This is a genomic window from Micromonospora antibiotica, from assembly GCF_017599305.1.
Taxonomy (GTDB): domain Bacteria; phylum Actinomycetota; class Actinomycetes; order Mycobacteriales; family Micromonosporaceae; genus Micromonospora; species Micromonospora antibiotica.
The window spans coordinates 1-25,296 of record NZ_JAGFWR010000027.1 but is presented as its reverse complement, the minus strand read 5'-3'; the positions used below and the strand labels follow the sequence as shown (position 1 = coordinate 25,296).

The window sequence follows — 25,296 nt, the reverse complement described above, 5'->3', positions numbered from 1 at the left end:
GGTCACCGGCCCAGACCGAAGGGGCCACCGGCGGCGTGCGGGCTGACCTTGACGGTGGGTGGGGCGGCGTCGTCGTACCAGTCGGCCTGGCGGATCGCCTTCATCGCCTCCTTGCGCCCGGCCGGGTCCAACCGGTCGAGGAAGAGCACCCCGTCGAGGTGGTCGGTCTCGTGCTGGACACAGCGCGCCATCAGCCCGGTGCCGACGATCTGCAACGGGTCGCCGTAGCCGTTGTAGCCCTTGGCGACGACGTTCTGCCGGCGCTTGGTGTCGAAGTAGAGCCCGGGGATGGACAGACAGCCCTCCGGGCCGTCCTGCTCCTCGGTGTCGGGGAACTCCAGCACCGGGTTGACCAGGTGGCCGAGCACGTCGTCCACCTCGAAGGTGAAGACCCGCAGGCCCACTCCGAGCTGGGGGGCGGCCAGCCCGGCGCCGCCACGGTCACGCATCGTGTCGGTGAGGTCGGCGATGAGCCTACGCAGCTCGACGTCGAAGTCGACGACCGGATCGGCCGGCGTGCGCAGCACCGGGTCCCCGAACAGACGGATGGGCTGGACGGTCACGCGGGGTGGCTCCTTCGTTGGACGGCGTGGTGCCGTACCAGTCTACGGAGTGCCGAGGTGGTGTCGGCCGGCGTACCGCGACGGGTCGGGATGGTGCCGCTGACGCCGACGTCAGGCGTTGGCGCCCGGTTCGCCGGCCAGCACCGCGTGGTCGCCGAGCAGGGCGTGCGCGGGCAGCGGGAGCCGGGTGCCGTGGGCGGCCTCCCAGTCGTGCACGAGGCTCGGGCGCACGTGGGCGGCGAAGTAGTCGACGGCGCTGGTCTGCCCGACGACCGGCTCGTCCACCTCGGCGACCAGTTGCGCCGGCACCAGGGAGAACCCGTTGCGTAGGGCGGCGCTGAGCCGGCGGTGCCCGTCGACGACGAAGAAGTACTCGCCGGTGAAGCCGATCCGCAGCGGTTCGAGCGCCTCGTCGCCGGCCGCCGCCAGCCCGCCGACGAACTCGGACCCGTCGAGCCCGCGCAGGGTGGCGACGTCCTCGGTCGGGTAGACCCGGGCCGGGTCCAGCAGCAGCAGCGGCGGGGCGTCACGCAGCACGTCGGCACCGAGGCGACCCTCGTACACGTCGACGATGTGGGTGATGACCTCCTCGGCGGAGGCGCGGGTCGTGTCGCAGACCAGGTCGTAGTTGCGCAGCCGGGCCTTGTCGACGCCGTAACGCAGGATGAACCGGTTACGCTCGCTCTCGCTGCGTTCGCGCAGCTTGGCCTCCGCCTCGTCCAGCGAGGTGTAGCTCTCCGCCGGGCCGGAGGGGCGCAGCAGCACCCGGCGGGCCGCCTCGGCCGGCTCGGTGATCATGTGCACCTTGAGCGCGTGGGTGAAGAAGTGCCAGGCCAGCCGGGAATCCATCACCAGCGACTCGCCGGACGCGGCGATGTCGCGTTGGAGCTGGTCGACGTAGCCGTCGACGGCCTGGTCCAGCTCGGCGTGCAGGTTGAGCTGGAGGGCGGTCATCTGCCGCTCCTGCGCCATCTGCCGGTAGAGGTCACCGACGCTGACCCGGCGCAGGCCCAACCGCTGGGCGATCTCGACGGAGACGGTGCTCTTGCCGCTGCCGAGGTCACCGTTGAAGACGATCGACTGACGAACGGTCACGACTGACCCACCCCTGCTCACCGGCTGCTTGACTTCATCGATCCGGCGTCGGCCCGACGCGTTTGCGCCTTCGTCGCGCCATCGTGCGCCCGGGTATGACGGGCGATGCTATCACGCGGCCCGTCGCCTCCCGCCGCACGCGGTGTGCGACGGACAACTGGCCAGGTGCACTCCAAAGCTGACTGGTGACTCAGAAAAGGCTGAGCGGGTCGACCTGGAGGCGGACCGGGTCGGCGGCCCGGCGGGCGCTGCGTACCCCGGCGGCGGTGTGCAGCGCCTCGGCCAGCGCGGCGGCCCGGGACCGGGGCACCCGGACCAGCATCCGCTCCCGGTCCTGATCGGCCGGGACCGGGCCGAGCACCTCCGCCCCGTCGGGCAGCCGGGCCTGCGCCAGCAGGTCGGCCACCGCGTCCGCGCCGCCGGTGACGCTGGCCATCTTCACCGCCGGGGGGAAACCCAGCTCCCGACGCTCGGCCAGCTCCCGGGCGGCGAACCAGCCCGGGTCCCACCGCAGCAACGCCTGCACCGGGGCGAGCGCGCCGTCGGCGACCACCACCACCTTGCCACCGGCCGGGGCGGGCCGGGCCAGGGCGGCGGCGGACAGCCACCGGCGCAGCGTCTCCTCGCCGGCCCGCAGATCGGCCCGGGTGAGCAGGGCCCAGGAGTCCAGCAGCAGGACCGCGCCGTACCCACCCTCGGCCACCGGCTCGGCGCCGGGGGTGGCGACGACCAGGCTCGCGCCGGCCGGGACGTCGGTCAGCACCTCGTCGCGGCCCGAGGTGCGCACCGGCACCCCGGGAAAGGCCCGGCCCAGCTCCTCGGCGGTCCGCCGGGCCCCGGTGACCGCCGCCCGCAGCCGTCGCCCCCCGCACTGCGGGCAGGCGTACGCGGCGGCGACCCGGCCGCACCAGCGGCAGGCCGGCGGGGCGTCGGCGGCGCGCAACGCCAGCGGGCCGGCGCAGTGCGGGCAGCGCGCCGGGGTCCGGCAGTCGGCGCAGGAGACCGACGGCAGGTAGCCCCGGCGGGGCACCTGGACCAGCACCGGCGCGTCCGCGCGCAGGGTGTCCCGGGCGGTGGTCCAGGCCAGGCTGGGCAGCCGGGCCGTCGCCGCGCCCGGGTCGCGGGCCAGCTGCGGGTCGTCCCCGGTCGGGGCGATCGCCGGGGTACGCGCCCGCAGCGTCGCCCGGTCCGCCACCACCTCACGGGCCCACCCGGTCTCCACCAGCAACTGCCCCTCGGCGGTCCGGGTCCAGCCACCGACCAGCGCGGCGGCCTCGCCGAGCCGGGCCCGGGTGAGCAGCACCTCCCGGGCATGCGGGTAGGGGGCGCGCGGCTCGGCGTGCAGATCGTCACCGTCGTCCCAGATCGCCACCAGACCCAGCCGGTCGACGGGGGCGAACATGGCGGCCCGGGTGCCGATCACCACCGGCACGTCGCCCCGCCGGACGGCCAGGAAGGCCCGGTAGCGGCGGGCCGGGCCGAGCGCGGCGGAGAGGGTCACGTGCCGCCCCGGGCCGAGCAGCGCGGTCAACGCCGCGTCGAGCCGGTCGAGGTCCCGGGCGTCGGCGACCACCACCAGGGCGCCCCGGCCACCGGCGAGGGTGGCGGCGACCGCGTCGGCGTACCGGGCCGCCCAGTCCTCCCCGGCCAGCGCCGACCACACGGCCCGGGGGGCCCGCCCGTCGGCGAGCGCCGTCAGGTAGGCCGGGCCGGCCGGGTAGTCCCGCCACCCGCGCGGGTCGGGTACCGCCCGCCGCCGCGCCGCCGCGCCGCCGCCAGGAACGGGAACTGTCGGATCGGCGACAGGCGGCTCGGGGGCGGTGCGGGGTTCCTTCTCGACCCGGGCGTGCCGGGGCGGCACGGCCAGCCGGAGCACGTCGGCGAGGTTGCCGGCGTACCGGTCGGCGACCGCCCGGGCCAGCCGGGCCACCTCGGCGGCCAGCACCGGCTCCGCGGAGACCACCTTCTCCAGGTAGGCCAACCTGCCGCCGTGCGCCGAGGCGTCGACCCGCTCCAGCAGCCACCCGTCGACCAGCTGACCGGCGAAGCGCACCTTGACCCGCACCCCGGGGACCGCGTCGGCGGCCAGGCCGGCGGGGACCAGATAGTCGAAGGGTCGGTCGAGGTGCGGCAGCGGGACGTCCACGCAAACCCGCGCGACCGGCGACCCGTCCGCGGGTCGCCGGTCGCTGGGCGTGGTGCCGGTCAGGCGCCCGCTACCGACTTCAGGTCGGCGGCCCGGTCGGTGCTCTCCCAGCTCAGCTCCGGCAGCTCCCGGCCGAAGTGGCCGTAGGCGGCGGTCTGCCGGTAGATCGGGCGGAGCAGGTTGAGGTCCCGGATGATGGCGGCCGGCCGCAGGTCGAAGACCTCACCGACCGCCTTCTCGATCGCGGCCACCGGCACCGTCTCGGTGCCGAAGGTCTCGATGAAGAGGCTGACCGGGTGGGCCTTGCCGATCGCGTACGCGACCTGCGCCTCACAGCGCTCGGCCAGGCCGGCGGCGACGACGTTCTTGGCCACCCAGCGCATCGCGTACGCGGCCGAGCGGTCCACCTTGGACGGGTCCTTGCCGGAGAACGCACCACCACCGTGCCGGGCGTACCCGCCGTAGGTGTCGACGATGATCTTCCGACCGGTCAGGCCGGCGTCACCCATCGGGCCACCGATCTCGAACCGGCCGGTCGGGTTGACCAGCAGCCGGTAGCCCTCGGTGTCCAGGCCCAGGTTCTGCAGCTCCGGGGCGATGACGTGGTCGCGCACGTCCGGGGTGAGCAGCGAGTCCAGCGAGATGTCGGCGGCGTGCTGGCTGGACACCACGACGGTGTTCAGCCGGACCGGACGCAGCCCCTCGTACTCGATGGTGACCTGGGTCTTGCCGTCCGGCCGCAGGTAGGGGATGGTCCCGTCCTTGCGCACCGCGGACAGCCGCTGGGCCAGCCGGTGTGCCAGCGCGATCGGCAGGGGCATCAGCTCCGGCGTCTCGGAGCAGGCGAAGCCGAACATCATGCCCTGGTCGCCGGCGCCCTGCGCGTCCAGCGCGCTCTCCGAGGCCCCGGTGCGCAGCTCGAAGGCGTTGTCGACGCCCTGCGCGATGTCGGGCGACTGGGCGCCGATGGAGACGCTGACGCCGCAGGAGGCGCCGTCGAAGCCCTTCTTCGACGAGTCGTAGCCGATACCGAGGATCGTCTCGCGGACGATGGTCGGAATGTCGGCGTAGGCCTTGGTGGTCACCTCACCGGCGACGTGGACCTGACCGGTGGTGATCAGGGTCTCGACCGCCACCCGGCTGTGCGGGTCCTGGGTCAGCAGGGCGTCGAGGATCCCGTCGCTGATCTGGTCGGCGATCTTGTCCGGGTGGCCTTCCGTGACCGATTCGGACGTGAAGAGGCGGCGTGTCACGGCACTCCTAAGCTCTTTAGATAATCGTTGCGCAGCAGTCTAGTCACCCTCACGTACCGCTCACGACCCGGCGAGTCGGCATCCACCGTTCAGGACCGGGCGGGCCACCGGGCGAGCACGAGGTCCCAGACGCGGTCGGCCAGATCCTCCTTGGCCTGCTCGGGCAGGCGGTGCACGGCACCGTCGGCGCCGATCACGGTGGCCGCGTTGGTCTCGGCCCCGAAGACCTTGTCGACGCCGACCTCGTTGACGACGACGAGGTCGGCGCGTTTGCGGGCGAGTTTGGCCCGGCCGTTGGCCTCGGCGTCACCGGTCTCGGCGGCGAACACCACCAGCACCTGCTCCGGACGACGGGTTCGACCCAGCTCCGCGGCGATGTCCGGGTTGGTGACGAGGGCGATGGTCGGCGTGCTGCCGTCGTCCGACTTCTTGATCTTGCCGGGCGCGTACGTCGCCGGACGGAAGTCGGCCGGCGCCGCCGCCATCACCACCGCATCGGCGTCGACGGCGGCGGCCAGGGTCGCCGTGCGCAACTCCTCGGTGGTGCCCACCCGGACCAGGTCGACCCCGGCCGGATCGGGCAGGGCGACGTTGGCGGCGATCAGGGTGACCCGGGCGCCCCGGGCGACGGCCGCGCGGGCGAAGGCGTACCCCTGCTTGCCGGAGGAACGGTTGCCGAGGAAGCGGACCGGGTCGAGGGGCTCCCGGGTGCCGCCGGCGGTGACCACCAGGTGTCGACCGGCCAGGTCGGCGGGGGCGTCGACGCCCCGGGCGAGGGCCCGGCGGGCGACCGCGAAGATCTCGGCCGGGTCGGGCAGCCGGCCCTTGCCGCTGTCCGCCCCGGTGAGCCGGCCCACGGCGGGCTCGATCACCCGCACCCCCCGGGACCGCAGGGTGGCCACGTTGGCGACGGTGGCCGGGTGTTCCCACATCTCGGTGTGCATCGCCGGGGCGAGCACCACCGGGCAGCGGGCGGTGAGCAGGGTGTTGGTGAGCAGGTCGTCGGCGAGGCCGTGGGCGGCCCGGGCGAGCAGGTCCGCCGTGGCCGGCGCGACCACCACCAGGCCGGCCCGCTGGCCGAGCCGGACGTGCGGGACCTCGTGCACCTCGGCCCAGACGTCGTCGGCGACCGGCTGGCCGGACAGCGCCGCCCAGGTCGGCGCCCCGACGAAGCGGAGCGCCGACGCGGTCGGCACGACCCGGACCCGGTGACCCGACTCCGTGAAGAGCCGCAGCAGCTCACACGCCTTGTAGGCGGCGATGCCACCGCCGACTCCGAGCACGATCTCGGCGGACATCGGGGGTACGGGGGTTACGGCTGGTCGGTCGGCTCGGCGGTGAGCAGGCCCGCGTTGATCTCGCGCATGGCGATGGAGAGCGGCTTCTCCTGCGGGGTGGTCTCCACGAGCGGGCCGACGTACTCGAGCAGGCCCTCACCGAGCTGGCTGTAGTAGGCGTTGACCTGACGCGCACGCTTGGCAGCGAAGATCACCAGCGCGTACTTCGAGGTGGTCTTCTCGAGCAGCTCGTCGATCGGCGGGTTGGTGATGCCCTCGGGGTTGGCGATGGATCCCACGAAATACCTCTGCGTCTGAAAGGTGTCCGCGCGGACGCGGCTGGTCGCTCGCCGCGCGGAGGCGGCTGGTCGCTCGACCGCGGCTGGTCACTCGAACACTGCTGGTTGCTCGAACACTGCTGGTCGCTCGAACACGGTCTGCGGTCGGACGGGAGCCAGATTAGGACGAACCGAGCAAGCTTACCAGCTCAGCGGCAGCACGCTCGGTGTGGTCGTGGTGGACGGTGCGCTCGACGAGGGCCGCCAGGGCCGGGTCCGCGCGGTGTCCGGGCGGGAGCAGCAGCACCAGCCGGGCCGATGGCAGGGCCTCGGTCACCACGAGCGCCCCGGGCGGGTCCAACGGGAGCAGCACCGGCCACCCCCGGGTCAGTCGGTCGATCAGCGGGGCACGCGGGGTGCCCCGCCGGTACGGCCCGGCCCGGGACCACTCCAGCAATTCGCCCGCGGCGATCATCCGATCGAACTCGGCCGGCTCCCGGAAGAGCCGGTCGACGCCGTCGGACTCGCCGGGGCGACGTGCCCGGGTGGTCACCGGGACCGGCACCCACACGGCGGGAGAACGTGCCCGGACCGCTCCGACCACACCGCCCCGACCGGCACCCGAAGGTCCGGTCAGGACGGTGAGCCGCGCCGCCGGGCACGCCTCGTCAACCGTGCTCACCGCTTGTTTCTACCTGCTGCGGCGATCAGTTGGCGGCGAACTCTCCAAGCAGCGCCTTACGCTGCTGCTCGCCCAGACCACGCAGACGGCGGCTGTCGGCGATCTTGAGCTTCTCCATGATCTGGGTGGCCCGGATCTTTCCGATACCCGGCATCGCCTGCAGCACGGCCGACACCTTGAGCTTGCCGACGACGTCGTCGGACTCGGCTCGCGCAAGGACGGCGGCCAGGGTGGTCTTGCCCTGCTTGAGCTGCTCCTTCAGCTCAGCACGGGCCTTGCGGATCTCCGCGGCCTTTTCCAGCGCGGCAGCGCGCTGCTCGGGGGTCAGTGACGGGAGCGGCACCAGTTCTCCTCAGGTCCCTATCGCGACGGGCGGAACGCACCGTCGCTCTGTGAAACGTGGTGTCGCTGAAAACCAAAGGGGTCCGTGGTTCCCAGCGCGGGGAAAACTAGCGTTCGGCGGAGCTTTCGGCAACGTGGACGCGCGATGATCAACGTACAGTGACCGAGCCGTCAGTCAGTGTCGGGCAGCCAGGATGTGCCGGCAGTCGGCCACCGCCCGGTCCGCGGCGGCCCGCAACGCGTCGGCGTCCGGGCCCGCGTTGAGCACCTCCCGGGAGTACGAGGGCAGCACTGCGGACAGGCTCGAACCGAACACGGTGGGTAGGTCTGCGGCCGTCGCACCCTGGGCACCGAGCCCCGGCGCGAGCAGTGGGCCATTGACCCGGGACAGGTCGTGACCGGTGTCGCCGATGGTCGCGCCGACCACCAACCCGATGCTGCCGAGCGGTTCCGCACCCCTGTTGAGCTGCGAAATCTCATCGATAACAAGCTGCGCGACCGTCCGCCCACCGGCCGTGACGGCACGCTGCACCTGAGCCCCCTCGGGGTTGGAGGTGAGCGCTAACACGAACACCCCGCCACCGTGCGCGACGGCCGACTCGAACATCGGGGCCAGCGAACCTACTCCCAGGTAGGGGCTCGCCGTGACCGCGTCGACATACAGCGGGCTGGATGGATCAAGGTACGCGGAGGCGTACGCGGCGACGGTCGAACCGATGTCGCCACGCTTGACGTCGAGGAGAACGAGCGCGCCAGCTTCGCGCAACTGTCGGATAGTTGACTCAAGAATCGCCACTCCGCGGCTCCCGAATCGCTCGAAGAAGGCCGACTGAGGCTTGATCACCGCAACCCGGTCACCGAGCGCTTCCGCGACGGTCCGGGCGAACCGCTCCAAGCCGTCCACGTCGTCCGGCAGCCCCCAGCGGGCCAGCAGCCCGGGATGCGGGTCGATGCCCACGCACAGCGGCCCACGCTCCGCCACCGCCCGGTGCAATCGAAATCCGAAGGTCTCCATCGATGCTCCTCTCGTCTGCTCCTGCGTTCACCGCGAGCGGCGGTCGCCACCGCGGCGTCGGACCCGGCCGGCCGGTCAGCCGGCCGCCACCGCGGCGGTCATCCCGGCCGCGATCCGGGCCACGTCGTCCTCCCCGGTCACATACGGCGGCATGGCGTAGACCAGGTCGCGGAAGGGGCGCAGCCACACGCCCCGGGCCACCGCGGCGGCCGTCGCCGCCGCCACGTCCACCTCGTGGTCCAACTGCACCACGCCGATCGCACCCAGCACCCGCACGTCCATCACCCCTGGCGTCCCGCGCAACGGCTCCAGGCCGGCCCGCAGCCCCGCACCCACCCGGGCCACCCCGGCGACCCAGTCACCGGCCCGCAACAGCCCCAGGGAGGCGTTGGCGACCGCACACGCCAACGGGTTGCCCATGAACGTCGGGCCGTGTGCCAACACCCCGTCGGCGGAGATCCCCCAGGCCACCTCCGGCGTGCACAGCGCCGCCGCGAGGGTCAGGTAGCCCCCGGTGAGCGCCTTGCCCACGCAGAGCACGTCCGGGGTCACCCCGGCGTGCCCGGCGGCGAACATCCGCCCGGTCCGGCCGAACCCGGTGGCGATCTCGTCGAAGATCAGCAGCACCCCGTGCGCCCGGGTCACCTCGCGCAACACCCGCAGGTACCCCGGGTGGTGGAAGCGCATCCCGCCGGCCCCCTGCACCACCGGCTCGACGATCACCGCGGCCAACTCGTCGGCGTGCCGGGCGACCGCGTCGGTCAGCGCCGTCACGTACGCCGGGTCGGGCGGGTCGGCGAAGCCACCGGGCGGCACCGGGGCGAAGACCTGCCGGGGCAGCACGTCGCCCCACAGGTGGTGCATCCCACCCTCGGGGTCGCACACACTCATCGGGTGGAAGGTGTCCCCGTGATAACCGCCCCGCCAGGTGGCCAGCCGACGGCGCTGCGGCCGGCCGGTGGCCCGCTGGTACTGCAGGCACATCTTGATCGCCACCTCGACCGACACCGAGCCCGAGTCGGCCAGGAAGACGTGTTCCAGGCCGTCCGGGGCCAACTCGACGAGCGTCTCGGCCAGCCGGACCGCCGGCTCGTGGGTGAGCCCGCCGAACATCACGTGACTCATCCGGCCGAGCTGGTCGGTGACCGCCGCGTCCAGCACCGGATGCCGGTAACCGTGGATCGCCGCCCACCACGACGACATCCCGTCGACCAGCTCCCGGCCGTCGGCCAGCCGCAGCCGGACACCCTCGGCGCTGTGCACCACGTAGGGCGGGTGAGCCGGCGGCAGCGCCGCGTACGGGTGCCAGACACGGGCCCGGTCGACGGCCAGGATCTGCTCGGGCGTCACGCGCGTTCCTCCGTACCCTCGTCAGCCGCCGCACCACCGGCGGCCTGCGCTGCTCTGCTGCCCTGACGGCGACGGCGGCGGGTCTGGACCTGCCGCGCGGTGGCCCCGACGGCCACGCCCCGCCCCGGCTGCGCGGCGACAGGGACGGCGACGCCCCCGGACCGCCGCAGGGCTGCGGCGGCGGCGACCCGCGGGGGTGTCACGCGCCGCGCCCGTGGCGGCGCGCGGCGGCCCGGCCGGGGTCGGATCCGCTCCCGGGCGGCACCACGGCGGGCACGACCGGATACACCGGACGCGCCCGCCGGATCACCGGCCGCTCACCGCCGGATCACCCGTCGGCACCCCGGGCCCGGTCGAGACGCGGGCGGCGGCCCGGACCAGAGCCGGGCCCCGGTAGATGAAACCGGTGTAGAGCTGGACCAGACTGGCACCGGCGTCGAACATCCGGGCCGCGTCGTCCGGGTCGAGGATGCCACCGACGCCGATCACCGGGAGCCGACCGCCGGTCTCCCGGTGGACGAAGGCGACCATCTCCCGGGCCCGTCCGGTCAGCGGACGACCGGACAGGCCGCCGGCCTGCGCGCCACGTTCCGCGTCGGCGGGGGCGAGACCGGCCCGACCCAGGGTGGTGTTGGTGGCGATCACACCGGCCGCACCCCGGGCCAGGCAGACCTCCAACAGCTCGGCCACGGCCGGCTCGGTGAGGTCCGGGGCGATCTTCACCAGGACGGGCTTCTCCCCCACCAGAGCGGTCAGCAGAGCGTCCAGGTGTGCCTTGTCCTGCAACGACCGCAAACCCGGGGTGTTCGGGGAGGAGACGTTGACCGCGAAGTAGTCGCCGTGCCCCCGCAACGCCCGGTAGGAGGCGAGGTAGTCCTCGACCGCCTCGTCCAGCGGGGTCACCTTGGACTTGCCGAGCGAGATGCCCAGCGGCACCCCGAGCGGGCGGGGCAGCGCGGCCAGCCGGTCGGCCAGGGCCTGCGCGCCGGCGTTGTTGAAGCCCATCCGGTTGATCACGGCCGCGCTGTCGGGCAGCCGGAACAGCCGGGGCCGGGGATTGCCCGGCTGGGCGTGCGCGGTGACCGTGCCCACCTCGACGAAGCCGAACCCCAGCGCCGGCCAGGCCGGGAGGGCCACCCCGTTCTTGTCCATCCCCGCCGCCAGGCCCACCGGGTTGGGGAACTCCACCCCGAACACCGTCCGGGGCGCCCGGTGCAGGTTGCGGGCCCGCAGCAGGGCCAGCGCCGCCGGCCGCCGCGACAGGGTCGCCAACCGCCGCAACGTCCACTCGTGCGCCGCCTCGGCGTCCCCGCCCCCGATCCGGAACAGGGCCCTCCGGACCCCCTTCTCGAACATCACCACGCCCCGGCCCCCCAACCGACACTCCCCCGGCCGGCGCCCTCGTCGGTGGCGCCCTCGTCGGTGGCGCCCTCGTCGGTGGCGCCCTCGTCGGTGATCAAGAGGTTTGCGTCACCACAACCGCCGTCCGGTGACCGAAACCTCTTGATCACCGGCCTGAGCGGGGAGCGCGGGCCGAGCGGGGGGTGGGGGGTCATTGGGCGGCCCGGAGGGCGGCGTGGAGTTCCTGGAGGGGGCGTACCCGCATGTCGCCCCGGATGCGGGCCTCGATGCCCATCACCGCCGCCGCCACCCCCGGCACGGTGGTGATGCACGGGATGTCGGCCGTGACGGCGGCGCTACGGATCTCGTAGCCGTCCGAGCGGGCGCTCGCGCCGGAGCCCTGCGGGGTGTTCACCACCAGGGCCACGTCACCGGCGAGGATCATCGACACCGCGTCCGCGCCCTCGCCCGCCTGGTAGTGCTTGCGGATCTGCTCACAGGCGATGCCGTGCCGGCGCAGCAGCTCGGCGGTACCCGTGGTGGCGACGATCTCGAAGCCCAGGTCGGCCAGCCGCTTGACCGGGAAGATCATGGCCCGCTTGTCCCGGTTGGCCACCGAGACGAAGATCCTCCCGGTGGTCGGCAGCGAGCCGTACGCGGCGGACTGGCTCTTGGCGAAGGCGTGCCCGAAGCTGGTGTCGATGCCCATCACCTCGCCGGTGGACTTCATCTCCGGGCCGAGCAACGAGTCGACACCCTTGCCGGCCGGGGTGCGGAACCGCTTGAACGGCAGCACCGCCTCCTTGACCGCGATCGGGGCGTCGGGCGGCAGCACCCCACCGTCGCCGGTCGCCGGGAGCAGTCCTTCGGCGCGCAGCTCGGCGATGGTCGCGCCGAGGGCGATCCGGGCCGCCGCCTTCGCCAACGGCACGGCGGTGGCCTTGGAGACGAACGGGACGGTACGCGAGGCCCGCGGGTTCGCCTCCAACACGTAGAGCATGTCGTCCTTGAGGGCGTACTGGACGTTGAGCAGGCCACGTACCCCCACCCCCCGGGCGATCGCCTCGGTGTAGCGGCGTACCTCGGTCAGGTGCGAACCGGCCAGCGTGATCGGCGGCAGCGCGCACGACGAGTCGCCGGAGTGGATGCCGGCCTCCTCGATGTGCTCCATCACGCCGCCCAGGTAGACCTCGCCGTCGGCGTCGCAGAGCGCGTCCACGTCGATCTCGATGGCGTCGTCGAGGAACCGGTCGACCAGCACCGGGTGGTCCGGGGAGATGTCGGTGGCCCGCCCGATGTAGTCGCGCAAGGTGGCGTCGTCGTAGACGATCTCCATGCCCCGCCCGCCGAGCACGTACGACGGGCGGACCAGCACCGGGTAGCCGATCTCGTCGGCGATCGCCTTCGCCTCGTCGTACGAGGTGGCCATGCCGTGTGCCGGGGCACGCAGGCCGGCCCGGGCCAGCACCAGGCCGAACGCGCCGCGCTCCTCGGCCAGGTGGATCGACTCCGGGGAGGTGCCGACCACCGGCACCCCGGCGTCCTTGAGCCGCTGCGCCAGCCCCAGCGGGGTCTGCCCGCCGAGCTGCACGACCACCCCGACCACGCCGGGGCCGCCGGCCGCCTTCCCGGAGGAGTCCTCGGCGTGCCACACCTCCAGCACGTCCTCGAAGGTCAGCGGCTCGAAGTAGAGCCGGTCGGCGGTGTCGTAGTCGGTGGACACCGTCTCCGGGTTGCAGTTGACCATGACGGTCTCGTAGCCGCCGGCACCGGACCCACCGCCGGAGCCGAACCCACCGCCGGCACCCGACCCGGCACCGGAACCGTCCGGGCCGGGCAGCGGGGCGGCACGCAGCGCCTGGACGGCGTGCACGCAGGAGTAGTCGAACTCGATGCCCTGCCCGATCCGGTTCGGCCCCGACCCGAGGATCAGCACCTTCGGCCGGTCCGACGGGGCGACCTCGGTCTCCTCGTCGTACGTCGAGTAGTGGTACGGGGTGGTCGCCTCGAACTCGGCGGCGCAGGTGTCCACCGTCTTGTAGACCGGGCGCACGTCGAGCCGGTGCCGCAGGGTGCGCACGCCGTCCTCGGCGGCCAACTCCGGGCGCAGCGCGGCGAGCTGCCGGTCGGACAACCCGGCCCGCTTGGCCCGGCGCAGCAGGTCGGCGTCGAGCACCGGGGCGGCCACGATCTCGGTCCGCAGCTCGACCAGGCTGACGATCTGGTCCAGGAACCACGGGTCGATACCGCCGGACGCCGCCGCGACCTCGGCGACCGACGCGCCCAGCCGCAGCGCCCGCTCGACGGTGTAGAGCCGCCCGTCGTGCGGCGTCCCCAGCGCCGCGAGGGTGTTCTCCCGCGTCGCCCCCTGCGGGTCCGGGGTGGTCCAGAAACCCGACGACTTGGTTTCCATCGAGCGCATCGCCTTGTTGAGCGCCTCGGTGAAGTTACGGCCCAGGCTCATCGCCTCGCCGACCGACTTCATCGTGGTGGTCAGCTCCGGGTCCGCGCCGGGGAACTTCTCGAACGCGAACCGGGGGATCTTCACCACCACGTAGTCCAGCGTCGGCTCGAACGCGGCCGGGGTCTTCAACGTGATGTCGTTGGGAATCTCGTCGAGGGTGTAGCCGATGGCCAGCTTCGCGGCGATCTTGGCGATCGGGAAGCCTGTGGCCTTCGACGCCAGCGCCGACGACCGGGACACCCGGGGGTTCATCTCGATCACCACGATCCGACCGTCGGCCGGGTTGACCGCGAACTGGATGTTGCAGCCGCCGGTGTCCACCCCGACCTCGCGCAGCACCGCGATGCCCAGGTCACGCAGGTTCTGGTACTCCCGGTCGGTGAGCGTCATCGCCGGGGCGACGGTGACACTGTCGCCGGTGTGCACGCCCATCGGGTCGATGTTCTCGATCGAGCAGACCACCACCACGTTGTCGTGCCGGTCGCGCATCAGCTCCAGCTCGTACTCCTTCCAGCCGAGCACGCTCTCCTCGATGAGCACCTCGTGCACGGGGCTGGCGGCCAGGCCGGACCCGGCGATGCGGGTCAGGTCCTCGTCGGTGTGCGCCATGCCGGAACCCAGGCCGCCCATCGTGAACGACGGCCGGATCACCACCGGCAGGCCCAGCTCCGCGACGGTCTCCCGGACCTCGTCCATCGAGTGGCAGACCCGCGACCGGGGCACCAGGCCGGCCGGGTCGGCCAGCCCCAGCCGTACGCCGGCCTTGGCGACGATCTCCTTGAACAGCTGGCGGTCCTCACCCCGGTTGATCGCCTCGATGTTCGCGCCGATCAGCTCGACGCCGTACTTGTCGAGGACGCCCGCCGCGTGCAGGGCGACCGCGGTGTTCAACGCCGTCTGCCCGCCCAGGGTCGGCAGCAGCGCGTCGGGGCGCTCCTTGGCGATGACCAGCTCCACGAACTCCGGGGTGATCGGCTCGACGTAGGTGGCGTCGGCGAACTCCGGGTCGGTCATGATGGTCGCCGGGTTGGAGTTGACCAGGCTGACCCGGATCCCCTCGCTGCGCAGCACCCGGCATGCCTGGGTGCCGGAGTAGTCGAACTCGCAGGCCTGACCGATCACGATCGGCCCGGAGCCGATCACCAGGATGTGCTTGAGATCGTCGCGCTTAGGCATTCGTGCGCCCCTCGCTGTGGTTCCGGCCCGCACCGGGCTGCCCGTCGGGGCCACGGCCCTCGATCAGCTCGGCGAAGCGGTCGAAGAGGTAGTCGGCGTCGTGCGGGCCGGCTGCCGCCTCCGGGTGGTACTGGACGGTGAAGGCGGGCACGTCCACGGCCCGCAGCCCCTCGACGACGTTGTCGTTGAGGCAGACGTGCGACACCTGCACGCCACCGAACTCGGTCTCGATGACCTCGTCGGGGACGACCGCGCCGGCCGCCGCCCCGGGCTCGCGGCCCGGCCAGGCCACCGCGAAGCCGTGGTTGTGGCTGGTCACCTCGACCTTGCCGGTGGCCCGGTCGAGCACCGGCTGGTTGATGCCCCGGTGGCCGTAGCCCAGCTTGTAGGTGCCGAAGCCGAGCGCCCGGCCGAGGATCTGGCTGCCGAAGCAGATGCCGAACAGCGGGATCCGCCGGCTCAGCACCTCCCGGGCCAGCGTCACCGGCCCGTCGGCGGTGGCCGGGTCACCCGGGCCGGGCGAGAAGAAGACCGCGTCCGCGCCGGTGGCCAGCAGGTCGTCGATGCTGGAGTTGGCGGGCAGCACGTGGGTGGTGACCCCCCGGGCGGCCAGCCGCCGCGGCACGTTGCGTTTGATGCCCAGGTCCAGCGCGGCGACGGTGTACCGGTGCTCACCCTCGGCCTCGACCACGTACGGGGTGGCGGTGCTCACCTCGGCGGAGAGGTCCGCGCCGACCATCTGCGGGGACTGCCGGACCCGCTCCAGCAGGGCGCGCGGGTCGTCCTCGACGCTGGAGATGCCGACCCGCATCGCCCCACGTTCGCGCAGGTGCCGGGTGAGCGCCCGGGTGTCCACCCCGGCGATGCCGACCACACCCTCGACGCCGAGCCGGTCCTCCAGCCCGCCGGTGGCCCGCCAGTTGGAACCGATCCGGGCCGGGTCGCGCACCACGTACCCGGCGACCCAGATCCGGTCGGACTCGTCGTCCTCGCCGTTGACCCCGGTGTTGCCGATGTGCGGGGCGGTCTGCACCACCACCTGCCGGTGGTAGGACGGGTCGGTCAGGGTCTCCTGGTAACCGGTCATCCCGGTGTTGAAGACCGCCTCGCCGAAGGTCTCCCCGACACTGCCGTACGACTCACCGTGGAAGGTGCGCCCGTCCTCCAGGACCAGGATCGCCGATCTGCGCCTACCCATCACACGTCACCTCCGATCCGGACTGCGGGACTCCGCTCCGCTACGTTCCTCGCTCGGATCACGCGCCCACCTCCGATCCGGACTGCGGGACTCCGCTTCGCTACGTTCCTCGCTCGGATCATGCGTCCCCTCCGATCCGGACTGCGGGACTCCGCTTCGCTACGTTCCTCGCTCGGATCACTTGACAGCCTTTCCGTCCAGGACCGTCGGCTCGCCGCGCAGGAAGGTCGCCACGATGCGACCCGGCAGCGTCATGCGGGCGTACGGGGTGTTGCGACTGCGACTGGCCAGCTCCGCGGGCTCGATCACGCGTCGGGCGGCCGGGTCGACCAGGGTCAGGTTGGCCGGTACCCCGGGTGCCGGATCGAGGCCGTGGCCGTCGAGTCCGGCGATCCGGGCCGGGGTCCGTGACATCCGGTCGGCGATCAGGTCCCACTGCGGGCCGAGCACGTCGAGGGCGATGGACAGCGCCGTCTCCAGACCGAGCATGCCCGGCCGGGCGTACGCCCACTCGCACTCCTTGTCCTCCACCGCGTGCGGGGCGTGGTCGGTGGCGACGACGTCGATGACGCCCTCGGCGAGCGCGGTGCGCAGCGCGGCGACGTCGGTGCCCGTCCGCAACGGCGGGTTGACCTTGAAGACCGGGTCGTAGCTGGCCGTCGGGCTCCAGTCGGGCGAGAGCCCGGGGCTGGCCTGCTCACCCCGGCCGGCCACCACCTCGTCGGTGAGCAGCAGGTGGTGCGGGGTGACCTCCGCGGTGACCCGTACCCCACGGGCCTTGGCCTGGCGCAGCACCTCGACGCTGCCGGCGGTGGAGACGTGGCAGACGTGCAGCCGGCTGCCGACATGCTCGGCGAGCAGCACGTCGCGGGCGATGATCGCCTCCTCGGCGACGGCCGGCCAGCCGGTCAGCCCGAGCCGGGTGGAGACCTCACCCTCGTGCATCTGCGCGCCCTCGGTGAGCCGGGGTTCCTCGGCGTGCTGGGCGATGATCCCGTCGAACGCCTTGACGTACTCCAGGGCCCGGCGCATCAGCTTGGGGTCGGCGACGCAGTGCCCGTCGTCGGAGAAGATCCGCACCCGGGCCGCCGAGTCGGCCATCGCGCCCAGTTCGGCGAGCCGCTCGCCGGCCAGCCCGACGGTGACCGCGCCGATCGGCTGCACGTCGACCAGCCCGGCCTGCCGGCCGAGCCGCCAGACCTGCTCGACCACGCCCGCGGTGTCGGCGACCGGCGAGGTGTTCGCCATCGCGCAGACCGCGGTGTAGCCGCCCAGCGCCGCCGCCCGGGACCCGGAGTCGACCGTCTCGGCGTCCTCCCGGCCGGGCTCGCGCAGGTGGGTGTGCAGGTCGACCAGGCCGGGCAGGGCGACCAGGCCGGTGCCGTCGATGACGGCGGCCTCCGGGTCGGTCAGCCCGGCCCCGGTCTCGGCGACGACGCCGTCGCGGATCAGCAGGTCGGTCGGCGGGCCGCCGACGACGCTCACGTTCGTGATCAGGTACGCGGTCACCGGTTGTTTCCTCCGAGCAGCAGGTAGAGCACGGCCATCCGCACGGAGACCCCGTTGGCGACCTGTTCGACGATGGTGGAGCGGGGTGAGTCGGCGACCTCGGGGGTGATCTCCATCCCCCGGTTCATCGGCCCGGGGTGCATGACGATCGCGTGTTCGGGCAGCCGGCGCATCCGTGGCCCGTCCAGCCCGTAGCGGCGGGCGTACTCGCGGGCGGACGGGAAGTAGGAGTCGTTCATCCGCTCCCGCTGCACCCGCAGCATCATCACCACGTCCACCCCGGGCAGCACCGCGTCGAGGTCGTAGCAGACGTCGGTGCCGGGGTCGGCGTCGGTCGCCACGGATCCGACGCCGGCGCGGGCGGCCCAGTCGACCGGGATCAGCGTCGGCGGGCCGACCAGGGTGACCTTGGCGCCGAGGGTGCTCAGCAGCAGGACGTTGGAGCGGGCCACCCGGGAGTGCAGGACGTCGCCGACGATCGCCACGTGCAGGCCGGCGAGCCGACCCAGCCGGGCCCGCATGGTGTACGCGTCGAGCAGCGCCTGGGTGGGGTGCTCGTGGGTGCCGTCGCCAGCGTTGACCACCGACCCGTCCACCCAGTTGGCCAGGCGGTGCGGGGCCCCGGAGGCGGGGTGCCGGACGACCACCGCGTCGGCCCCCATCGCCTGGAGGGTCAGCGCGGTGTCCTTCAGGCTCTCGCCCTTGGTGACGCTGGAGCCCTTGGCGGAAAAGTTGATCACGTCGGCGCTGAGTCGCTTGGCGGCGGCCTCGAACGAGATCCTGGTCCGGGTGGAGTCCTCGTAGAAGAGGTTCACCACGGTCCGGCCGCGCAGCGCCGGGAGCTTCTTGACCTCGCGGCCGGCGACGGTGGCCATCTCGGCGGCGGTGTCGAGGATCTGGGTCGCGGTGTCGGCGTCCAGGTCGGCCCCGGAGAGCAGGTGTCTGATCACGGGCGGGGCCGCCTCTCGTTCGCGTCTGCCGGATGCCGTCGCGGCGCGCTCACCGGGTCCCCCCGCAGAGTCGGACCTCGTCGGCGCCGTCGGTCTCGACGAGGGTGACCTTGACGCTCTCGGCGAGCGCGGTCGGGATGTTCTTGCCGACGTAGTCGGCGCGGATCGGCAGTTCCCGGTGGCCCCGGTCGACCAGCACGGCGAGCTGCACCGAGGCGGGCCGGCCGACGTCGTTGAGGGCGTCGAGGGCGGCCCGGACGGTACGGCCGGAGAAGAGCACGTCGTCGACGAGGACGACCCGCTTGCCGTCGATGCCGCCCGGGGGCAGTTGGGTCGGGCCGACCGCACGGGTGGCGTGCCGACGCAGGTCGTCGCGGTAGAGGGTGATGTCGAGCACCCCGACCGGGACGTCGACGTCCTCGAAGGTGCTGATCCGGGCGGCGAGCCGTCGGGCGAGCGGGGCACCCCGGGTGGGGATTCCCAGCAGGACGGTGTCGGCGGCGCCCTGGGTCTTCTCCAGGATCTGGTGGGCGATCCGGTCGACGACGCGCTGGACGTCGGCGCTGGCGAGGATCACCTTCACCGAGGGTTGTCGCTCGGGCGACGGGTGGGCAGCCGGTGGGCAGGCCACGGCGGACCTCCTTCCCCGCCTCACGGGACGGGTCGTTAAAGGATGTCGGGGGTGTCCGGTCGGGTCAGGGTGGCCCGACCGGGGCTGGCGGCCACGTTACCAGCGGTCACCTCGCGGTTCACCGCGACCCACTGATCCCTGGATCAGGACGGTGAAATCCGGACAACTCCCCCGCTATCTCCGATGGGAATGTCACGAGCACTTGACCACGTGTCGCAATCCCCGTACCGTCACGCTCCGTAGCGATCGCTGGGAGAACCCCAAAGCACAGCACTGGGAGTGTCCGAATGCCCTCTGAATACGCCAAGTCGCTGGGCGCCCGCCTGCGCTCCATCCGCCAGCAGCAGGGCCTGTCCCTGCAGGGGGTGGAGGAGAAGTCAAACGGACGCTGGAAGGCGGTGGTGGTCGGCTCGTACGAGCGCGGCGACCGGGCCGTCACCGTGTCCCGGCTGGCGGAGCTGGCCGACTTCTACCGCGTACCCGTCTCGGAGCTGCTGCCCGACGGCAGCGGCGTACGGCACGAGCCCACCAGCAAGATCGTCCTGGACCTGGAGCGGCTCTACGACGAGGCCTCCGAGGACCTCGCCTACGTCGCCCGGTACGCCCGGGCGATCCAGCAGCAACGGGGCGACTACAACGGCCGGGTGCTCTCCATCCGCGCCGACGACCTGCGCGCCCTGGCGATCGTCTACGACGCCTCGCCGTCCGGGCTGATCGAGCGGCTCACCGAGCACGGTGTGCTGGTCGCCGACCCGCGGGCGTTCTTCGCCTCCTGATCCGCGGTCGCTGACGTCGAAGGGCCCGTGCCGTCCGGCACGGGCCCTTCTGTCACACCGTCTCCCGCCCCCGGCGGCGCGGACCGGCCCTGGTGGGGCGGCACGCGCGCGACCGGTCAGCGGGTGGCGTACTCGGCGATCCGGCCGAGGATGCCGTTGAGGAAGCGCGGCGAATCGTCGGTCGACATCTGCCGGGCCAGCTCCACCGCCTCGCTGATCGCCACCGCGTCGTCGATCTCGTCGACGTAGAGCAGCTCGTAGACGGCGATCCGGGCCAGGTTGCGGTCGACCGCCGGCATCCGGTCCAGGGTCCAGCCCTCGGCGTAGCTGGCGATCACCTCGTCGATCCGGTCGAGGTGCGCGGCGACCCCCTCGACCAGACCGACCGCGTAGTCCAGGTGCTCGGGACGCGGTTTCTCGATCCGCTCGACGTAGCCGGCGAGCACCTCGACCGGAGGCCGGTCCCGCAGGTCCGCCTCGAAGAGCACGTCCAGCGCCCGCTTACGCGCCTTGCGACGCGCCGGCATCTGCTGCTTGGCGCCCTCGGCCATCAGGCCCGGCCGAGGTAACGGCCGTCGCGGGTGTCGACCTTGATCTTCTCGTCGGTGGTGATGAAGAGCGGCACCTGCACGGTCGCGCCGGTCTCCACGGTGGCCGGCTTGTTGCCGCCGGTCGACCGGTCGCCCTGCAGACCCGGCTCGGTGTAGGTGACCTGGAGCACCACGCTGGTCGGCAGCTCGATGTAGAGCGGCACACCCTCGTGGGTGGCGACGGTCGCCTCGGCCTCCGGGAGGAGGTAGTTGGCGGCCTCGCCGACGGTGCCGCCGGGGACGGTGATCTGGTCGAACGTCTCCAGATCCATGAAGACGTAGTCCTCACCGTCGGCGTAGAGGTATTGCATGGTGCGCTTGTCGACGGTGGCGGTCTCGACCTTGGTGCCCGCGTTGAAGGTCTTGTCGACGACCTTGCCGGACAGCACGTTCTTCAGCGTCGTGCGGACGAACGCCCCACCCTTACCGGGCTTGACGTGCTGGAACTCGACGACGGCCCAGAGCTCCCCGTCGAGGTTGAGTACCAGGCCGTTCTTGAGGTCGTTGGTGGATGCCATTTCCTGCCTTGATCATCAATTGGCGGACAGACCTGGCAAGTCTACTAGCTGCGTCTAATCGGCGGCGGTTCCGGCGGCCGGGGACCGGTCCGCCGCCACCGACCACCCCGACCGTCACGCACAGTGACGGAAGTGGGGGTCAGTCGGCCCCGCCGAGCCGGGTGGCGAGGTGCCGCAGCGCGAGCCGGTAACCGTCCACGCCGAGCCCACAGATGACGCCGGTGGCCACCGCCGACACCACCGAGTGGTGCCGGAACTCCTCCCGGGCGTGGATGTTGGAGATGTGCACCTCGACCAGGGGCGCGCGCAGCAACGCGCAGGCGTCCCGCACCGCGATCGAGTAGTGCGACCAGGCCGCCGGGTTGAGCACCACCGCCGCGCCCTCGTCCGCCGCCCCGTGCAGCCAGCCCAGCAGCTCGTGCTCGGCGTCGGTCTGCCGGACCACCACGTCCAGCCCCAGTTCCCGGCCCGTCTCGACGCAGAGCGTCACCAGGTCGGCATAGCTGGTCACGCCGTACACGTCGACCTGACGGGTGCCCAGCCGGCCCAGGTTGGGCCCGTTGAGCACGTACACCCGGGGGGTGGCGGTGGTCACCGGCTGACCTCCCGGTAGGCGGCGTGCAGCAGCTCGTCGTCCGGGCCGTCCAGGATCGCCGGCCGGGCCAGCCCGTCGAGCACCACGAACCGCAGTCGACTGCCCCGGGCCTTCTTGTCCACCCGCATCGCCGCCAGCAGGTCCGGCCAGGCGTCCGCCGGGTAGCTGGTCGGCAGATCCAGCGCGGTCAGCACGCTGCGGTGCCGCTCGGCGGTCGCCGCGTCGAGCCGACCGGCCAACCGGGCCAGGGTGCCGGCATAGACGGTGCCGACGGAGACCGCGTGCCCGTGCCGCCAGCGGTACCCCTCGACCTTCTCAATCGCGTGGGCCAGGGTGTGCCCGTAGTTGAGCACCTCCCGGACACCCGACTCGCGCAGGTCACCGGAGACCACGTCGGCCTTCACCCGGATCGCCCGCTCGATCAGCTCCCGGGCCACCGGGCCGGTCGGGTCGACGGCGGCGGCCGGGTCCCCCTCGACCAGGTCCAGGATCGCCGGGTCGGCGATGAAGCCGCACTTGACCACCTCGGCCAGCCCGGCGGCCAGGTCGGCCGGCGGGAGGCTGTCCAGCGTGCCCAGGTCGGCCAGCACCCCGACCGGCGGGTGGAAGGCACCCACCAGGTTCTTGCCGGCCCCCGTGTTCACCCCGGTCTTACCGCCGACGGCGGCGTCGACCATGCCGAGCAGCGACGTCGCCACCGGCACCCACCGCACCCCGCGCAGCCAGCAGGCCGCGACGAAGCCGGCCAGGTCGGTCACCGCACCGCCGCCCACCCCGACCACCGCATCGGTACGGGTGAAGCCGGCCGCACCGAGCTGCTCCCAGCAGTCGGCGGCCACCTCGACCCGCTTGCCCGCCTCGGCGTCGGGCACCTCGATCGCCAGCGGGGTGACCCCCGCCCCGGCCAACCGCTCGCCGATCTCCTCGGCCAACGCCCGCAGGGGCGGCGCGTACAGCACCGCCGCCCGGGTCGCGTCGGGCAGCAACGCGGGCAGCTCGGCCAGCAGGCCCCGCCCGACCAGTACGTCGTACGGCTGTTCGCCGCCGACCGGAATCCGGGTCACCTCGTCCATCGCCGGGAGCCTAGTCCAGCGTCGGCTTCGACACGGCGGGTGTCCACCTGGTGGCGGTCCGGGAGACGGGATGGCTGACCGACCACGGCCCGGAGATCGGACCACCGACCGCCCGACCCGACCCTCGTCGCGTGCCGGACCCACCGGATGCCGGACCCACCGCGTGCCGGAACCGCCGGATGCCGGGTCCACCGCGTGCCGGACCCACCGGATGCCCGACCCTCGTCGCGTGCCGGACCTGCCGGATGCCGGACCCACCGCGTGACCGCACGGCAGGGTCGGCGTTTAGCCCGACGGGACCCGGGCACCGGGGACGGGATCGACCCGAACGCGGAGGAAGCCATGGCCAGCACCACCATCGACGGCGCGGACATCCGGCTGCCGGCCGTCATCCTCGGCGTCGGCCTCGGCGGGTTCGTCGACGGCATCGTCCTGCACCAGGTGCTCCAGTGGCACCACATGCTCAGCAGCACCGGCAGCGACAACGTCGGGATCAGGGCGTATCCGGTGGACACCGTGCCCGGGTTGCAGATGAACACCCTGTGGGACGGACTGTTCCACGTGGTGACCTGGGTGGCGGTGCTCACCGGGCTGGCCCTGCTCCACTCCCGGGTCACCCGGTCCCGGGGCCGACTGTGGCGCTCCGGGATGCTCTGGGGCTGGGCACTGGTCGGGTGGGGACTGTTCAACCTGGTCGAAGGGGTGATCGACCACCACCTGCTCGGCATCCACCACGTACACGGTGGTCCGCACCAGACCGCCTGGGACGTCGGCTTCCTGCTGCTCGGGGCGGCACTGGTGGCCCTCGGCTGGGCGGTCCAGCGTCGCGCCACGGCCGTGGACACCTGCGCCGGGCCGCGATGACCGGGGCGCACGACGGCGGGGTCGGACCGCTGCTGCTCGTACCGGCGGTGGTGTTCTGGGGTTATCTGGCCGCCGCCCTGCGCCAGCGTGACCCGGGGCGGGCCGGTTGGAGCCACTGGCGGACCGCCAGTTTCGGCGCGGGCGCGGCGCTGCTCGCGCTGGCCCTGCTGCTGCCCGCCCACGACCTGGTCGGGCACATGTGGCAGCACCTGCTGGTCGGCATGCTCGCGCCGCTCGGGCTGGTGCTGGGCGCACCCGGCACGCTGGCCCTGCGGACGGTACGCCCCCGGGCCGGCCGGGCCGCGCTGCGGCTGCTGCGGCATCCCGCCGTGGCGGTGGCCACCCACCCGGTCACCGGCCTGCTGCTCACCGCCGGGGGCCTATACCTGTTGCACCTGACGCCGCTGTACCGGGCCACCCTGGCCCACCCCGGCCTGCACCCGCTGCTCCTGCTGCACTTCCTGCTCAGCGGGTACGCCTTCACCTGGGCGATCGCCGGTCCCGACCCCGGGCCGCACCGCCCCGGCGTGCCGGTGCGTCTGGTGGTGCTCGGCCTGTCCGTCGCCGCCCACGCCACCCTGGCCCAGCTGATGTACGCCGGCCTGGTCGACGCCGCCGCCCCCGCCGACCAACTGCGGACGGCGGCGACCCTGATGTACTACGTCGGCGACCTGGCCGAGATCCTGCTCGCGCTGGCCCTGCTGGTGACCTGGCGGCCCGAACCCCGACGGAACGGGTCGACGCCGGTCCGGCGACGCCGGGTGGGCCCGGTCAGGGCTTGAGCAGGGCGACGATCTCGGCAGCGAGGTCCTCCGGCGCGCGGCCGTCGGTCACCACCGTCGCCGTCGCGACCTCCGCGTAGAGCGGCCGACGCTGGTCCATCAGGTGCTTGAGGGTGGCGCGCGGATTCACCGACAGCAACGGCCGGCCGGCACCGAGCCCGACCCGCTTCACCGCGTCGGGCAACTCCACCGACAGGTGCACCACGGTGTGCCCGACCAACGCGGCCCGGTTCTCCTCGGCGAGGATCGCCCCACCGCCGAGGGCGAGCACCCCGGCGTGCGACGTCAGCGCCGCCAGCACCGCAGCCCGTTCCAGGGCCCGGAAGTGCGCCTCGCCCTCGTCGATGAAGATCTCCGGGATCGGCTTGCCGGCCATCTGCTCGATGTCGGTGTCGGTGTCCCGGAACGCCACCCCGAGCAGGGTGGCCAGCTCCGCGCCGACGGTGCTCTTGCCGGAGCCGGGCGCCCCGACCAGCACGCAGACAGGCTTCGTCACTGGGTTGGCCTCTCGTTCGCGACTGCGGGGCTGCGCTGCGCCGCACTCCTCGCGCTCACCCGTGCCGACCTTCCGTTCGCGGCTGCGGGGCTCCGCTGCGCCGCACTCCTCGCGTTCACCGGATGATCAGGCTGTCGAGGTAGCCGGTCAGGTTGCGGCGGATCTCGACCACCGAGTCACCACCGAACTTCTCCACGGCGGCCTCAGCAAGGACCAACGCCACCATCGCCTCCGCCACCACCGCAGCCGCCGGCACCGCACACACATCGCTACGCTGGTTGATCGCCGTCGCCGGCTCACCCGTGGCCACATCCACCGTCGACAGAGCCCGG

The 25,296-nt window shown here is 72.9% G+C and carries 26 protein-coding genes; 3 read left to right on the top strand and 23 right to left on the bottom strand.

All coding sequences use genetic code 11. The features are described from left to right. Positions 1-2: 2 nt before the first annotated feature. From def to pyrR, 17 genes are all read right to left on the bottom strand, one after another. Positions 3-563: a peptide deformylase gene (def, locus tag JQN83_RS28090; protein ID WP_208570169.1), complete on the bottom strand. Its 561-nt coding sequence runs from the start codon at positions 561-563 to the stop codon at positions 3-5. Between the two features lie 111 nt (positions 564-674). Beyond that, the gene (locus JQN83_RS28085; RefSeq protein WP_208570168.1) at positions 675-1,658 is read right to left on the bottom strand and encodes an AAA family ATPase; all 984 of its coding nucleotides are present in this window, start codon (positions 1,656-1,658) and stop codon (positions 675-677) included. Between the two features lie 190 nt (positions 1,659-1,848). After that, on the bottom strand, positions 1,849-3,867 hold the full coding sequence (locus tag JQN83_RS28080; RefSeq protein WP_208570215.1) for a primosomal protein N': 2,019 nt from the start codon (positions 3,865-3,867) through the stop codon (positions 1,849-1,851). Beyond that, positions 3,864-5,057, bottom strand: coding sequence for a methionine adenosyltransferase (gene metK, locus JQN83_RS28075; protein WP_208570167.1), 1,194 nt, complete (start codon positions 5,055-5,057; stop codon positions 3,864-3,866). Before metK ends, JQN83_RS28080 begins: the two co-directional genes overlap by 4 nt. Before the next feature lie 89 nt (positions 5,058-5,146). Further along, positions 5,147-6,355, bottom strand: coding sequence for a bifunctional phosphopantothenoylcysteine decarboxylase/phosphopantothenate--cysteine ligase CoaBC (coaBC, locus tag JQN83_RS28070; protein ID WP_208570166.1), 1,209 nt, complete (start codon positions 6,353-6,355; stop codon positions 5,147-5,149). Positions 6,356-6,369: 14 nt separating this feature from the next. Continuing rightward, a complete protein-coding gene (gene rpoZ, locus JQN83_RS28065) occupies positions 6,370-6,633 on the bottom strand; it encodes a DNA-directed RNA polymerase subunit omega (RefSeq protein ID WP_007075826.1) in 264 nt (87 codons plus the stop codon). A gap of 160 nt (positions 6,634-6,793) precedes the next feature. Then, the gene (locus JQN83_RS28060) at positions 6,794-7,294 is read right to left on the bottom strand and encodes a nucleoside/nucleotide kinase family protein (RefSeq protein WP_208570165.1); all 501 of its coding nucleotides are present in this window, start codon (positions 7,292-7,294) and stop codon (positions 6,794-6,796) included. 25 nt (positions 7,295-7,319) lie between these two features. Further along, the gene (gene mihF / locus JQN83_RS28055; protein WP_067309448.1) at positions 7,320-7,637 is read right to left on the bottom strand and encodes an integration host factor, actinobacterial type; all 318 of its coding nucleotides are present in this window, start codon (positions 7,635-7,637) and stop codon (positions 7,320-7,322) included. Positions 7,638-7,811: 174 nt separating this feature from the next. Next, the gene (gene pyrF, locus JQN83_RS28050; protein WP_208570164.1) at positions 7,812-8,651 is read right to left on the bottom strand and encodes an orotidine-5'-phosphate decarboxylase; all 840 of its coding nucleotides are present in this window, start codon (positions 8,649-8,651) and stop codon (positions 7,812-7,814) included. 75 nt (positions 8,652-8,726) lie between these two features. Continuing rightward, positions 8,727-10,001: an adenosylmethionine--8-amino-7-oxononanoate transaminase gene (locus JQN83_RS28045; RefSeq protein ID WP_208570163.1), complete on the bottom strand. Its 1,275-nt coding sequence runs from the start codon at positions 9,999-10,001 to the stop codon at positions 8,727-8,729. Beyond that, the gene (locus JQN83_RS28040) at positions 9,998-10,204 is read right to left on the bottom strand and encodes a hypothetical protein (protein ID WP_208570162.1); all 207 of its coding nucleotides are present in this window, start codon (positions 10,202-10,204) and stop codon (positions 9,998-10,000) included. The genes JQN83_RS28045 and JQN83_RS28040 overlap by 4 nt, the downstream gene beginning before the upstream one ends. A gap of 103 nt (positions 10,205-10,307) precedes the next feature. Beyond that, positions 10,308-11,360, bottom strand: a complete 1,053-nt coding sequence (locus JQN83_RS28035; protein ID WP_208570214.1) for a quinone-dependent dihydroorotate dehydrogenase — start codon at positions 11,358-11,360, stop codon at positions 10,308-10,310. Between the two features lie 193 nt (positions 11,361-11,553). Next, positions 11,554-14,982: a carbamoyl-phosphate synthase large subunit gene (carB, locus tag JQN83_RS28030; RefSeq protein ID WP_208570161.1), complete on the bottom strand. Its 3,429-nt coding sequence runs from the start codon at positions 14,980-14,982 to the stop codon at positions 11,554-11,556. Next, on the bottom strand, positions 14,975-16,180 hold the full coding sequence (gene carA, locus JQN83_RS28025; protein WP_208570160.1) for a glutamine-hydrolyzing carbamoyl-phosphate synthase small subunit: 1,206 nt from the start codon (positions 16,178-16,180) through the stop codon (positions 14,975-14,977). The genes carB and carA overlap by 8 nt, the downstream gene beginning before the upstream one ends. A 177-nt stretch (positions 16,181-16,357) precedes the next feature. Beyond that, complete coding sequence (locus tag JQN83_RS28020) at positions 16,358-17,689, bottom strand: dihydroorotase (protein WP_208570159.1); 1,332 nt, start codon at positions 17,687-17,689, stop codon at positions 16,358-16,360. Further along, entirely contained in the window at positions 17,686-18,639 is a 954-nt protein-coding gene (locus tag JQN83_RS28015; protein ID WP_208570158.1) for an aspartate carbamoyltransferase catalytic subunit, read from the bottom strand. The genes JQN83_RS28020 and JQN83_RS28015 overlap by 4 nt, the downstream gene beginning before the upstream one ends. A gap of 49 nt (positions 18,640-18,688) precedes the next feature. Continuing rightward, positions 18,689-19,270, bottom strand: a complete 582-nt coding sequence (gene pyrR, locus JQN83_RS28010; RefSeq protein ID WP_088645219.1) for a bifunctional pyr operon transcriptional regulator/uracil phosphoribosyltransferase PyrR — start codon at positions 19,268-19,270, stop codon at positions 18,689-18,691. 287 nt (positions 19,271-19,557) lie between these two features. Between pyrR and bldD the strand changes: the two genes are divergently transcribed. Continuing rightward, positions 19,558-20,046: a transcriptional regulator BldD gene (gene bldD, locus JQN83_RS28005; protein ID WP_013285505.1), complete on the top strand. Its 489-nt coding sequence runs from the start codon at positions 19,558-19,560 to the stop codon at positions 20,044-20,046. A 116-nt stretch (positions 20,047-20,162) separates the two neighbouring features. On the opposite strand, the gene nusB is transcribed toward bldD, so the two are convergent. The 4 genes from nusB to aroB all read right to left on the bottom strand — a co-directional run bounded on the left by nusB (position 20,163) and on the right by aroB (position 22,822). Next, positions 20,163-20,573 (bottom strand): transcription antitermination factor NusB, encoded by a 411-nt coding sequence (nusB, locus tag JQN83_RS28000; protein ID WP_208570213.1) that lies wholly within the window; start codon positions 20,571-20,573, stop codon positions 20,163-20,165. 23 nt (positions 20,574-20,596) lie between these two features. After that, positions 20,597-21,154 carry an elongation factor P gene (efp, locus tag JQN83_RS27995; protein ID WP_091253160.1) on the bottom strand — a complete coding sequence of 186 codons (558 nt, stop codon included), beginning with the start codon at positions 21,152-21,154 and terminating at the stop codon, positions 20,597-20,599. A gap of 139 nt (positions 21,155-21,293) precedes the next feature. Beyond that, positions 21,294-21,749 carry a type II 3-dehydroquinate dehydratase gene (gene aroQ / locus JQN83_RS27990; RefSeq protein ID WP_208570157.1) on the bottom strand — a complete coding sequence of 152 codons (456 nt, stop codon included), beginning with the start codon at positions 21,747-21,749 and terminating at the stop codon, positions 21,294-21,296. Next, positions 21,746-22,822, bottom strand: a complete 1,077-nt coding sequence (gene aroB, locus JQN83_RS27985) for a 3-dehydroquinate synthase (protein WP_208570156.1) — start codon at positions 22,820-22,822, stop codon at positions 21,746-21,748. Before aroB ends, aroQ begins: the two co-directional genes overlap by 4 nt. Positions 22,823-23,164: 342 nt before the next feature. Here aroB and JQN83_RS27980 point away from each other — a divergent pair, with 342 nt between their 5' ends. Beyond that, positions 23,165-23,686: a DUF2243 domain-containing protein gene (locus tag JQN83_RS27980; RefSeq protein WP_208570155.1), complete on the top strand. Its 522-nt coding sequence runs from the start codon at positions 23,165-23,167 to the stop codon at positions 23,684-23,686. Then, the gene (locus tag JQN83_RS27975; RefSeq protein WP_208570154.1) at positions 23,683-24,468 is read left to right on the top strand and encodes a cytochrome c oxidase assembly protein; all 786 of its coding nucleotides are present in this window, start codon (positions 23,683-23,685) and stop codon (positions 24,466-24,468) included. Before JQN83_RS27980 ends, JQN83_RS27975 begins: the two co-directional genes overlap by 4 nt. On the opposite strand, the gene JQN83_RS27970 is transcribed toward JQN83_RS27975, so the two are convergent. Together JQN83_RS27970 and JQN83_RS27965 are read right to left on the bottom strand one after the other, a co-directional pair. Further along, on the bottom strand, positions 24,458-24,964 hold the full coding sequence (locus JQN83_RS27970; RefSeq protein WP_208570153.1) for a shikimate kinase: 507 nt from the start codon (positions 24,962-24,964) through the stop codon (positions 24,458-24,460). The genes JQN83_RS27975 and JQN83_RS27970 overlap by 11 nt on opposite strands. A 115-nt stretch (positions 24,965-25,079) precedes the next feature. Continuing rightward, the coding region (locus JQN83_RS27965; protein ID WP_208570152.1) for a chorismate synthase at positions 25,080-25,296 on the bottom strand (217 nt) is incomplete at its 5' end.